Source organism: Microvirga sp. 2MCAF38, assembly GCF_052115485.1.
Lineage (GTDB): Bacteria > Pseudomonadota > Alphaproteobacteria > Rhizobiales > Beijerinckiaceae > Microvirga.
Genome location: NZ_JBFRGU010000009.1, coordinates 22,047 through 34,780, shown reverse-complemented (window position 1 = coordinate 34,780; position 12,734 = coordinate 22,047). Strand labels below are relative to the sequence as shown.

Here is a 12,734-nt window from a genome sequence, read left to right as displayed (position 1 = left end):
TCTGGAAGAACGACAATCCCTATGGAAAAAGCTACGCCACGCCTTCGCGCAACAGATCGAGATAGTGCACGAGGCCGACGGGCCGGTGGTTCTCGATGACGACGAGGGCGGTAATCTTCGCCGTCTCCTGAACTTCGAGTGCGGTCACGAGAAGCTCGCCGGGTGCGATGGTGCGCGGGGTCCGCGTCATGATGGCGGTGACGGGCAAGGTTGTGAGATCGGGCCTGAGATTGCGCCGCAAATCCCCATCGGTGACGATGCCTGCGAGCGTACCGTCGGCATTGGTCACGATGACGGATCCGAAGCCTTTAGCTCCGATTTCGGCAATCGCCTCGTCCATTCGTGCATCGATGCCGACGATGGGCAAACGCTCGCCCCGGTGCATCACGTCACGAACCAGTTTCAGCTGCGCGCCCAGCTTTCCGCCGGGGTGATAGACGCGGAAATGCTCGGCCGTGAAGCCGCGCTTTTCCAAAAGAGCGACGGCCAGAGCATCGCCCATCGCCAATTGCATCGTGGTCGAGGTGGTCGGGGCAAGCCCGTTCGGGCAGGCTTCCTTCGCCCTGGGCAGAGCGAGGCACAGATCGGCGGCATCGCCCAGGGTCGAGTTGGCCCCGGAGGTGAGGGCGATCAGCGGCACCCGGAAGCGTTTCGCGTAACCGATGAGATCGGCCAATTCGGTCGTCTCTCCAGACCAGGAGAGGGCGACGATCACGTCCTCCTTGCGCACCATGCCGAGATCGCCATGGCTCGCTTCCGCCGGGTGGACGTAATAGGCCGGCGTTCCTGTGGAGGCGAGGGTCGCCGCGATCTTGCGGGCGACATGGCCGGATTTGCCCATGCCGCTGATGATCACACGGCCTTGCGCCGAAGCGATGAGGTCGACGGCTTGCGTGAAAACCTCCCCGAGCCCGTCTCCGATGGCCGCCATCAGGACGGTCAGGCCGTCCCGCTCGGTCTCAAGGGTGCGCAGGGCCGATGCGACGGCCGGCTCGGAAGAAGTCTTTGTTGCGGTCAAGGAAGCCATGCGCGCCCTCTAGCACGGGGAGGGGGGCAAGCGAACCCCTCCCCGCTTGAGATCCTGGTTACTTTTGACGCAGGAAAGCCTCGAGTTCGCGACGGAAATCGGGGCCCAGATCGTCTCGCTCGAGCGCATAGGCGACATTCGCCATGAGGAAGCCGATCTTGGAGCCGGTATCGTAGGTCCGGCCCTGATAGTTCATGCCGAAGAACTTCTGGTTCTTCATCAGGCGGATCATCGCGTCGGTGAGCTGGATTTCATTGCCCGCGCCACGCTCCTGGGTGCCGAGCAGATCGAAAATCTCGGGCTGCAGAATGTAGCGGCCGGAAATCATGAAGTTTGACGGCGCGGTGCCCTTGGCGGGCTTTTCCACCATGCCGGTGACCTCGAAGGTCTGGCCGAAGGTCTCGCCCATGGAGACGATGCCGTATTGGTGCGTCTGGTCGGAGGGGACCTCTTCAACGGCGATGATGTTGCCGCCGTGCTTGTCGTAGGCCGATACCATCTGCTCCATGGAGCCGCGGCTCAGCATATCCGGCAGGATTACGGCAAACGGCTCGTCGCCCACGAGATCGCGCGCGCACCAGACCGCGTGGCCGAGGCCCAGCGGCTCCTGCTGACGAGTGAAGCTGGTCTGGCCGGCTTCCGGCTGATCCTGCGCCAGAGCGTCAAGTTCCTTGGTCTTTCCACGACTCTTGAGCGTATGGTTCAACTCGTAAGAGAGGTCGAAATGGTCCTCGATCACGCCCTTGTTGCGACCGGTAACGAAGATGAAATGTTCGATTCCGGCTGCCCGCGCCTCATCGACCACATGCTGGACGACCGGGCGGTCGACCACGCACAGCATTTCCTTCGGCACGGCTTTCGTGGCCGGGAGGAAACGCGTGCCGAGACCGGCAACGGGAAGGACGGCTTTGCGGATACGCTTCATGGAATGCGCCATTGCGGAAAGATCAGATCCTGAGGGGGAAGGACAGACACTCGCCCGGAGAGCAGAGCCTTATCCCTGAAAGCTAAGGTTGGGGACTTGTTGCATCAAGCCTAATTTTCTGTTTGCCATAAAGGACATGAATTGAAGCTGAAGCGTTTTGGTTAATCGGCGTTAGAAAAGCGGATTCTCGGAGGATAAATGGCTGTTCTTGTAACGGGCGGTGCCGGGTATATCGGCAGCCATATGGTGCTCGAACTGGTGGATGCGGGTGAGCAGGTCGTGGTGCTCGACAACCTGTCCACAGGATTCCCCTGGGCGGTCGCGCCCGAGGTGACCCTCGTTACCGGCGATGTCGCCGACAAGGATCTCGTCTCTCGGCTCATCGACGAGCACGGCATCGACAGCATCCTGCATTTCGCCGCGAAGATCGTCGTGCCGGAATCGGTGGTCGATCCGCTGGGCTATTACCTCAACAACTCGGTCAAGGCGCGCACCCTCATCGAAACGGCGGTCGAGAAAGGCGTCAAGAATTTCATCTTCTCCTCGACCGCATCGGTCTATGGCAACACCGATGCGAGCCCGCTCACCGAGGATACGCCGATCTCCCCGATCAACCCCTACGGCCGCTCCAAAGTGGTGACCGAGTGGATTCTCGAGGATGTCGCGAAGGCTCACGGCCTACGCTATGGCGTCCTGCGCTATTTCAACGTGGCGGGCGCTGATCCCAAGGGGCGTTCGGGCCAGTCGTCGCCGCAGGCGACGCATCTCCTGAAAATCGCCTCCCAAGCGGCGCTCGGTCAGCGACCCTATCTCGAAGTGTTCGGCACCGACTATCCGACGCCGGACGGCACCTGCATCCGCGATTATGTTCAGGTCAACGATGTGGCGCGGGCGCATCTGGTGGCTCTCAACCATCTGCGTGGCGGTGGGGATAACCTCGTTCTCAACTGCGGCTATGGGCACGGCGCCTCGGTTCTCGAAGTGATCGAGGTCGTCAAGAAAGTCTCCGGCGTCGATTTCGAAGTCCGGTTCAGCCCGCGCCGGGCCGGCGATCCGGCCAATCTCGTCGCTGGGGTGGCGCGTGTTCGCAGCCTTGGTTGGAAGCCGCTCTATGACGACCTCGCCGTCATCGTCGAGCAGGCCTTGCGGTGGGAAAAGGCGCTCGCGGCCCGCAAAGCTGCCTGAACGGGGCGTTGATCAACGGTTCGTTAATCGCAATGATGGCGCAATGGGGCTGATGAACCTTTCCCGCGAGTGAACGCCTGCATGCGCAAAGCCTTGTCTCTGCACCGCATTTTGAGCGGAGCTCTGTTTTTGGGCCTGACGATGGCTGCCGGTCTCGCATCGACCGTTTCGCCGGTGCAGGCGCAACAAGAGGTCTCCGAGGCCGGGTTCGACCGCTTCATTGCGGGCCTTTGGCCTGCGGCCAAGGCGCGCGGTGTGTCCCGGGCGACATTCGACGGCGCCTTTCGTGGGGTCGCGCCCGATCCGAAGATCATCGCGCTTACCAAGAAGCAATCGGAATTCGTTCGGCCGATCTGGGATTACGTCGAGGGTTCGGTCTCGGCGCAGAAGATCGAGCGCGGCCGTCAGCTTGCAAATCAATGGTCGAAGACCCTCGATCATGTCGAACGCCGCTATGGTGTGCCGCGTGCCGTGGTGCTCGGCGTTTGGGGCATGGAGACCAATTTCGGCAGCTTTACCGGCTCGATCTACGTGGTGCGGGCTCTGGCGACCCTCGCCTATACCGGCTATCGCGGCGACTTCTTCAAGAACGAGTTGCTGACTGCTCTCGAAATCCTCGAACAGGATCATATAGACCGGGCCAAGATGCTCGGATCCTGGGCCGGCGCCATGGGGCAGACCCAGTTCATGCCGTCGAGCTTCATGGAATATGCAGTCGACGGCGATGGGGACGGGACGCGGGACATATGGGCTTCGGTTCCTGATGCGCTTGCCTCGACGGCGCATTATTTGCGCCAGAAGGGTTGGCAGCCAGGGCTACCCTGGGGGGTCGAGGTTCAACTGCCGAAAGGCTTCGATTTCCGCAATCTGCGACAGGGCTTTGCGAGTTGGTCGGGTCTCGGTGTGCGCCGAGTCGACGGTAAGACCATGCCGCGCGCCGGTGAGGCGAGCCTGTTCCTGCCGGGCGGCGCAAGCGGCCCTGCCTTCCTGATCACGGACAATTTCACCGTCATCAAGGCTTACAATTCGTCCGATGCCTACGCCATGGGCGTCGCCCATCTCGGCGACCGCTTGACGGGTGGGTTGCCGATCAAGGGCATTTGGCCGAAAGATGAGCCGATGCTGAGCAAGGACCAGCGGCAGGAACTGCAGAAGCGCCTTGCAACACTCGGCTTCTATGAGGGCGAGGCGGATGGCATGCTGGGCTCCAAGACCCGCGAAGCCGTGCGGAATTTCCAGCTTGCCGCCAACCTGATTCCGGATGGTTACGCCGACAGCGCGTTGCTGCGCGAATTGCGCGCGGCCCGCTGACGAAGATATCTCGAAGCCCTATAAAAGGGAGGCCCGACGGGAGTTGGACCGCCCATGCATCTCTCGCTCACGCACCTTTTGCCGCGCTTGCTGTTTGCCCTGGTTGTTCTGGTCGTGACGGCCGCCGGAATAGGGATGGCCGACGCGCAGTCTTATTACCAATATCCGCAACAACAACGCTACGGTGCTCCCCCGCCTGCGGGTGGCCGTGATCTGCGTGCCTACCCGCCCGGCTATTACCCCGGCAAGCTCATACAGCCCGCGCCGCAGCAAGGCTTCAGCTTGCGGAGGTTCTTCGGCATTCCCGATGAACCGCTGCCGATGCAGCCGCAGATCGTGCGTCCTGCCCGTCCGAAACCTACGCCGAAGCCTGTGGTTCATCTGGAAAAGGTGAAGCCCAATGCAGCGACCGATATCGTCGTCTTCGGCGACGGCCTCGCGGAGTTCGCGAGTCAGGGCATCGATGCTGTCTATGCGGAATCCGAAGATGTCGCGGTCATTCGCAAGGCCCGAGGGGAAAGCGGGCTCGCCCGTTCAAATCCCGACGAATGGCCGAAGTTCATCAAGGACACCCTCGATGGTGGCCAGAAGATCACGCTGGGTGTCGTGATGGTGGGTGCCCACGACCTTGCGCCGATCAAGGACGGTAGCGAGACATACGAGCCGCTCACCGAGCGCTGGCGCGACATCTATCGCCAGCGAGTCGAGACGGTTGCGAGCGTCTTCAAGGAGCGCAACATTCCGTTTATCTGGATTGGACTTCCGCCGATGCGGAACGACAAGTTGTCCGAGGATCTCATCGCCATGAACGAGATCTATCGCGCGGGTGCCGAGCGTTTCGGAGGCGATTATGTCGACATCTGGCAAGGCTTTGTCGATGAAGACAATCGCTTCACGATGACCGGCCCCGACGTGGACGGTCAGCCCGCGAAACTGCGCACCAACGATGGCGTGTTCTTCACCAGCGCCGGCGCGCGCAAGCTCGCCCACTTCGCGGATGTGGAGATCAAAAATATCCTTGAGGCGTCGCATCCCGATGGCTCTGCGCCGTCGATTGAATCCGCACTTCCGGCACTCCCGGAAAAAGCGGATCTTCCCGTCCTGCCGGTAAAGCCCTTGGTCGGACCGGTGCTGCCTTTGACGCGGCCGGATCTGTCCCAGGGCGGGACGCTTGTATCGAGCCCGCCGCGCATGCAGGGAGATCGCGCCTATCCGATCCAGCGGTCCTTGCGCGACGGCGCACCGTCCAATCCGCCGCCAGGGCGGGCCGACGATTTCCGCTGGCCGCCCTCCTAGAGCATGATCAGAACAAGTGGAAACCGGTTGTTCGCCCGGATCATGCGGCAATAAGGAATGAGAGCTTGATCGTGTTTTAAAAAGACATGATCAAGCTCTAGGGACGGACAACGTTCTAACTCAGCGCGGCAATAGGCTCGATCCCATCAGAAACTCGTCGATGGCGCGCGCCGCCTGACGGCCTTCACGGATCGCCCACACGACGAGCGATTGTCCGCGACGCATATCGCCCGCCACGAACACCTTGTCACTCGACGTGCGGTAATCCGCATCGTTCGCGACCACGTTCCCGCGACGGTCGAGCGCGACGCCGGATTCATCGAGAAGCCCCTCCTTCACCGAACCGGCAAAGCCGATGGCGAGGAAGACGAGATCGGCTTTCAGGATGAATTCCGAGCCTGCGATGGGCTGGCGCTTCTCGTCGACGCGGGCACATTTCACGCCGATGGCGCGTCCGTTCTTTCCTTCGACGCCGAGTGTCGCGGCCTGGAATTCGCGCTCCGCGCCTTCCGCTTGACTGGAAGAGGTCCGCATCTTCGTCGGCCAATAGGGCCACACGGTCAACTTGTCCTCACGCTCCGGCGGACGCTGACGGATGTCGAGCTGCGTGACGGAGAGTGCGCCCTGGCGGAACGCGGTGCCGACACAATCCGACGCCGTGTCGCCGCCACCGATGACGACCACGTGCTTGCCGTTTGCAAGAAGGGGCTCTCCGGTCACGTCCTCCGCACCGACGCGCTGGTTCGACTGAGTGAGGTACGGCATGGCGTAGTGGACGCCTGCGAGATCCTGCCCCGGAAGCTTCGGGTCGCGCGGATCCTCCGCGCCGCCGGCGAACAGCACCGCATCGAACTCGTTGTGCAGCGACGCGAAGGAGCGGGTCACGCCGATATTGACGCCGCAATGGAACACCACGCCTTCGGCTTCCATCTGCTTCACGCGGCGGTCGATGTGATACTTCTCCATCTTGAAATCGGGAATGCCGTAACGCAGCAATCCGCCGGGCTTCACTTGGCGTTCGAACACATGCACGTCATGACCGGCGCGTGCGAGCTGCTGCGCGGCGGCAAGGCCTGCGGGGCCAGCGCCGATGACGGCGACGCGCTTGCCGGTCGTGACCTCCGCCGGTTCTGGCTTGATCCACCCCATCTCCCACGCCTTGTCGGCAATGGCTTGCTCGATGGTCTTGATGGCGACCGGCTGGTTTTCCAGGTTGAGCGTGCAGGCCTCTTCGCACGGCGCCGGGCAGATACGACCTGTGAATTCCGGGAAGTTGTTGGTGGAATGCAGGTTACGCGCCGCATCCTCCCAATCGCCCTGGAAGACGAGATCGTTCCAGTCGGGAATCTGGTTGTGTACCGGACAGCCCGTCGGCCCATGGCAGAACGGAATGCCGCAATCCATGCAGCGCGCGGCCTGCTTTTTCAGATCGCTGTCATCGAGCGGCAGCGTGAATTCGCGGAAATGGCGAATGCGGTCGCCGGCGAGCTGATACTTCTGCTCCTGCCGGTCATATTCGAGAAAGCCTGTGACCTTGCCCATGGTAGCCCTGCGTGAGATCTCAGTGAACGGATGAAAGGTTGAGGGTTGTTTCGCAGCGCTTGATCCAGGACCGGACGCTCGGTCGCGACGAGAGATCAAATCCGCCTTCATGCGCAACGCGGGTATAGGCCAGGAGCGCGATGTCCGCGATCGACACAGCGTCGCCGACGAACCATTCACGTCCCTGAACGAGTCGCTCCATCAGGTCGAGCGCCGCCTCGCCGCGTTCGACGCGCTGAGATTCCCGCTCTTCGGCGGCCCGCCCCAGATAAAGCATGTGAAACCGGCACACGGCGATGTAGGGCTCGTGGCTGTACTGTTCCCAGAACAAAAGCTCGTCGACTTTCGCCTGTTGGTAGCGATCTTCAGGCAAGAGCGACGTTCCGTTCGCGAGAAAGCGAATGATCGCGTTCGACTGTGCGATACGACGTCCATCCGCCAGCTCGACCAGCGGGACCTGTCCCATCGGGGACTTGCTCAGGAAGTCGTTCGTCCTGCTCTCGCCCTTCGTGATGTCGACCGGCATCCATTCATAGGGGATGCCCAGATGGTCGGCGGTGTACTTCACTTTCAGGCAATTGCCGGATTTGAGATCGCCAAAAATCTTCATGGCGTCACTCCGCTGCCTGCAGGGTGCGCAGCCGGTCCATTTCCTGAAGCGCGCGGCGATATTCCACCGGCATCACCTTCACGAACTTCGTGCGGTAGGTCGGCCAGTGGTCGAGAATCTCCTTCGCGCGGGCAGAGCCGGTATAGGTGTGATGATTGGAGATGAGTTGCAGCAGGCGCTCTTCGTCTGAGCCCGACATATTGGCCAGGATGTCGATGCGCCCCTTGGTCTCCAGATCGCCGCCGTGATGGTGAAGGCGCTGCATCAGATCCTCTTCCTCCTCGACGGGTTCGAGATCGACCATGGAGAGATTGCAGCGCTTGGTGAATGTACCGTCCTCGTCGAGCACATAGGCGATACCGCCGGACATGCCCGCCGCGAAGTTGCGCCCGGTCTGACCGAGCACGACGACGAGGCCGCCGGTCATGTATTCGCAGCCATGATCGCCAGTGCCTTCGACGACCGCGATGGCGCCGGAATTGCGCACGGCGAAGCGTTCGCCCGCGACACCGTGGAAATAGGCTTCGCCCGCGATCGCTCCATACATCACAGTGTTGCCGACGACGATCGAGTTTTCGGGCACCGCTTGCGACGCGCGTGACGGCGAGATGATCAGCTTGCCGCCCGAAAGCCCCTTGCCGACATAGTCGTTCGCCTCGCCTTCGAGGATAAGAGTGACGCCGGCCGCGAGCCAGCCGCCGAAGCTCTGGCCGGCGGTGCCCTTCAACTTCACCGTGATGGTGTCGTCGGGCAGGCCCTCATGACCATAGCGCTTCGCAACTTCGCCGGAGAGCATCGCGCCCACCGTGCGGTCTGCGCTGCGAACCGTTGCATTGATCGTTACAGGCTCGCCTTTTTCGAGAGCCCGGCCCGCCTTCTCGATCAGATCGCGATCGAGCACATCCGCGATGGGATGGACTTGCCGTTCCTGATGGCGAATGGCGACCCCTGCGCGGGGCATCGGCTTGTGGAAGATCTTGGTGAAGTCGAGACCTTTCGCTTTCCAGTGATCGATGGCGTTGTTCTTGTCGAGCAGATCGGACCAGCCGATGATCTCATTGATGGTGCGGAAGCCCATGGCTGCCATCAGCTCGCGGACTTCTTCGGCGACGAAGAAGAAGTAGTTGACGACATGCTCCGGCAGACCCTTGAAGCGCTTGCGCAACACGGGGTCCTGCGTTGCGACCCCAACCGGGCAGGTGTTGAGATGGCACTTGCGCATCATGATGCAGCCCGCCGCGATCAACGGGGCCGTCGAGAACCCGTACTCATCCGCGCCGAGAAGCGCTGCGATCACCACATCGCGTCCCGTGCGCAATCCGCCATCCGCTTGAATGGCGACGCGGCCGCGCAGGCGGTTGAGAACAAGGGTCTGTTGCGTCTCAGCCAAGCCGATTTCCCACGGCGAACCCGCATGCTTGAGCGAGGTGAGGGGAGAAGCGCCCGTGCCGCCTTCGAAACCTGAGATCGTAATGTGATCGGCGCGCGCCTTCGCGACACCCGCCGCGACCGTTCCGACACCGACTTCCGAGACGAGCTTCACGGAGACATCCGCACTCGGGTTCACATTCTTCAGATCGAAGATGAGCTGCGCCAGATCCTCGATGGAATAGATGTCGTGGTGCGGCGGCGGCGAGATCAGGCCGACACCGGGCGTCGAGTGACGCACGCGCGCGATCTTCGCATCGACCTTGTGGCCGGGAAGCTGACCGCCCTCGCCGGGCTTCGCACCCTGCGCCACCTTGATCTGCATCATGTCCGCATTGACGAGATATTCCGTCGTCACGCCGAAGCGGCCGGAAGCTACCTGCTTGATGGCGGAACGCTTGGAACGTCCGTCGGGCAGGGGCTTGAAACGCTCAGGCTCCTCGCCGCCTTCGCCGGTGTTCGATCTGCCGCCGATGGCGTTCATGGCAAGCGCCAGCGTCTCATGAGCCTCGCGCGAAATCGAGCCGAAGGACATGGCGCCTGTGGAAAAGCGCTTCACGATGTCCTTTGCGGATTCGACCTCGTCGAGCGGAACCGGGGCGCGCCCGTTTTCTTCCGCCAGCTTGATGCGGAACATGCCGCGCATCGTCTTCAGGTTCGTGTCCTGCTCGTTCACGAGCTTCGCGAACTCGCGGTAACGCTCCTGCGAGTCGAGACGAACCGCGTGTTGGAGGGTCGCAACCGTATCCGGTGTCCAGGCATGCTCCTCGCCGCGCAGACGATAGGCGTATTCACCGCCCACATCGAGCGAGTTGCGATAGATCGGAGCGTCGCCGAAAGCGTCGCGATGGCGGCGCACATTTTCTTCGGCCACCTCATCCATGCCGATGCCCTCGATCATCGTCGCCGTGCCGAAGAAGTCGCGATTCACGAATTCGGACTTCAGGCCGACAGCGTCGAAGATCTGCGCGCCGCAATAGGATTGATAGGTCGAGATGCCCATCTTCGACATGACCTTGAGCAGACCTTTGTCGATGGCCTTGATGTATCGATAGACGATCTCTTCCTCGTCTACTTCCGGCGGCATCTCATCCTTCATGGCAAGAAGCGTCTCGAAAGCGAGATAGGGGTTGATTGCCTCCGCGCCGTAGCCTGCAAGGCACGCGAAGTGATGGATCTCGCGCGGCTCGCCTGACTCGACAACGAGCCCGACCGAAGTGCGCAAGCCCTTGCGGATCAGGTAGTTGTGAACCGCGGCGGTCGCGAGTAGCGCTGGAATCGGAATACGATCCGGCCCGACCATGCGGTCGGAGAGAATGATGATGTTGTAGCCGCCATGGACCGCGGCTTCCGCGCGGTCGCACAGCCGGTCGAGCGCGCCGTCGAGGGCGGCAGCGCCGAGTTCGGCGGGGTAGGTGATGTCGAGCGTCTTCGTGTCGAAACGATCCTCGAAATGGCCGATGCAGCGGATCTTCTCCAGATCCTCATTGGTGAGGATCGGCTGGCGCACTTCCAGACGCTTGCGGCGCGAGGTGCCTTCGAGATCGAGAATGTTCGGGCGCGGGCCGATGAACGACACGAGGCTCATGACAAGCTCTTCGCGGATCGGATCGATCGGCGGGTTCGTCACCTGTGCGAAGTTCTGCTTGAAATAGGTGTAGAGCAGCTTCGCCTTGTCGGAGAGCGCGGAGATCGGCGTGTCCGATCCCATGGAGCCGACCGCTTCCTGGCCGGTGATGGCCATGGGCTGCATGAGAAGCTTCAAGTCTTCCTGCGTGTAACCGAAGGCTTGCTGACGGTCGAGCAGCGACACGTCGGTGCGCGACTCGCGCGCCTGCACGGGCTTTAAATCTTCCAGCACGATCTGCGTGCGCTTCAGCCAATCCTGATAGGGGTGAGCCTCGAAGAGCTGCTGTTTGATCTCGTCGTCCGCGACGATGCGGCCCTGTTCCAGATCGATGAGCAGCATCTTGCCCGGCTGCAGACGCCACTTCTCGACGATCTTTTCCTCCGGAATCGGCAGCACGCCCATCTCGGAAGCGAGCACGACGAGCCCGTCATCGGTTACAAGATAACGCGCGGGGCGAAGTCCGTTGCGGTCGAGCGTCGCGCCGATCTGGCGGCCGTCGGTGAAGCACACGGCGGCAGGGCCGTCCCACGGCTCCATGAGCGCGGCGTGATATTCATAGAACGCGCGGCGGTCCTCGCTCATGAGCGGATTGCCCGCCCAGGCTTCGGGGATCAACATCATCATGGCGTGGGTCAGCGAGTAGCCGCCGCGCACCAGGAATTCGAGCGCGTTGTCGAAACAGGCGGTGTCGGACTGGCCCTCGTACGAGATCGGCCAGAGCTTCGAGATGTCGTTGCCGAAGAGATCTGAATCGACCGAAGCCTGACGCGCCGCCATCCAGTTGACGTTGCCGCGCAGCGTGTTGATCTCGCCGTTATGGGCGACCATGCGGTAGGGGTGCGCCAACTGCCAGGTCGGGAAGGTGTTCGTGGCGAAGCGCTGGTGGACGAGCGCGATGGCGCTCTCGAACCGCGGGTCCTGAAGGTCCTTGTAATACCCGCCGAGTTGGCCCACGAGCACCATGCCTTTATAGACGATGGTGCGCGAGGACAGGCACACGGGATAGTAGCCCGCCGTGCGCGGATCCTTCATGTCGTAGACGGCGTTGGAGATGACTTTGCGCGCCAGGAACAGGCGGCGCTCGAAAGTCTCCTGATCGCCGCCGCTCTTTCCTTTGCCGATGAAAATCTGCCGATGCAGGGGTTCGGTCGCCTTCACGCTCTCGCCGAGATCACTCGAATCGACCGGCACATCGCGCCAGCCGAGAACCTGCAGGCCCTCGTCGGCAATCGCCTTCGTGACGATGTCCTCGACGAGCTTGAAGCCCTCCGGGTCGCGCGGCATGAACAGATGGCCGACGCCGTATTCACCTTCTTCCGGCAGCCAGTTTCCATCCTTGGCGCTCTCGGCGGCGAAGAATTTGTGCGGGATCTGGACGAGAATGCCGCAACCGTCGCCCATTTTTGGGTCGGCGCCGACCGCACCGCGATGGTCGAGGTTCTTGAGGATGGCGAGACCCTGCTCGACGATGGAATGCGACTTGCGGTTCTTCATGTCGGCGATGAAGCCGACCCCGCAGGAATCTTTCTCGTTCGCAGGATTATAGAGCCCCTGGGCTGCGGGAAAGGCGGGGTCGCGGACGGTGAGAGACGCGTTCGTTTTGCCGAACGTACGGCTCAGAACCTTGGATCCCAGCTTCGTCTTGGCCTCGTCGCTCATTGCAATCCTCGCATCCGCTTCGAACGTCATCGTTGTTCTGTGAGGCGGTTTTCAGGCCTCCGGATGAAAGAATTTTCCGGATGCCCACCGCTTCTGGCGTTTTTTGGAGGCTTGGGTCCGT

8 protein-coding genes are annotated in these 12,734 nt (G+C 61.9%); 3 read left to right on the top strand and 5 right to left on the bottom strand.

Annotated features, from left to right (window positions below):
• Nucleotides 1–31: 31 nt before the first annotated feature.
• Both AB4072_RS16615 and galU read right to left on the bottom strand, forming a co-directional pair.
• A complete protein-coding gene (locus AB4072_RS16615) occupies nt 32–1,027 on the bottom strand; it encodes a KpsF/GutQ family sugar-phosphate isomerase (RefSeq protein WP_441969760.1) in 996 nt (331 codons plus the stop codon).
• 58 nt (nt 1,028–1,085) lie between these two features.
• On the bottom strand, nt 1,086–1,952 hold the full coding sequence (gene galU / locus AB4072_RS16610; RefSeq protein WP_441969758.1) for a UTP--glucose-1-phosphate uridylyltransferase GalU: 867 nt from the start codon (nt 1,950–1,952) through the stop codon (nt 1,086–1,088).
• A 198-nt stretch (nt 1,953–2,150) separates the two neighbouring features.
• Between galU and galE the strand changes: the two genes are divergently transcribed.
• The 3 genes from galE to AB4072_RS16595 all read left to right on the top strand — a co-directional run bounded on the left by galE (nt 2,151) and on the right by AB4072_RS16595 (nt 5,744).
• On the top strand, nt 2,151–3,137 hold the full coding sequence (gene galE / locus AB4072_RS16605) for a UDP-glucose 4-epimerase GalE (RefSeq protein WP_441969757.1): 987 nt from the start codon (nt 2,151–2,153) through the stop codon (nt 3,135–3,137).
• Between the two features lie 81 nt (nt 3,138–3,218).
• Nucleotides 3,219–4,448: a lytic murein transglycosylase gene (locus AB4072_RS16600; protein ID WP_441969756.1), complete on the top strand. Its 1,230-nt coding sequence runs from the start codon at nt 3,219–3,221 to the stop codon at nt 4,446–4,448.
• A 54-nt stretch (nt 4,449–4,502) separates the two neighbouring features.
• Nucleotides 4,503–5,744 carry an SGNH/GDSL hydrolase family protein gene (locus AB4072_RS16595; protein ID WP_441969754.1) on the top strand — a complete coding sequence of 414 codons (1,242 nt, stop codon included), beginning with the start codon at nt 4,503–4,505 and terminating at the stop codon, nt 5,742–5,744.
• A gap of 120 nt (nt 5,745–5,864) precedes the next feature.
• Here AB4072_RS16595 and AB4072_RS16590 read toward each other — a convergent pair whose 3' ends face one another.
• Genes AB4072_RS16590 through gltB form a run of 3 tightly spaced genes read right to left on the bottom strand, consistent with a single transcriptional unit; the run spans nt 5,865 to nt 12,643 of the window.
• Nucleotides 5,865–7,286, bottom strand: coding sequence for a glutamate synthase subunit beta (locus AB4072_RS16590; protein ID WP_441969752.1), 1,422 nt, complete (start codon nt 7,284–7,286; stop codon nt 5,865–5,867).
• A 19-nt stretch (nt 7,287–7,305) separates the two neighbouring features.
• Nucleotides 7,306–7,896, bottom strand: a complete 591-nt coding sequence (locus AB4072_RS16585) for a glutathione S-transferase family protein (protein ID WP_441969750.1) — start codon at nt 7,894–7,896, stop codon at nt 7,306–7,308.
• A 4-nt stretch (nt 7,897–7,900) separates the two neighbouring features.
• Entirely contained in the window at nt 7,901–12,643 is a 4,743-nt protein-coding gene (gene gltB / locus AB4072_RS16580; protein ID WP_441969748.1) for a glutamate synthase large subunit, read from the bottom strand.
• Nucleotides 12,644–12,734: the final 91 nt, after the last annotated feature.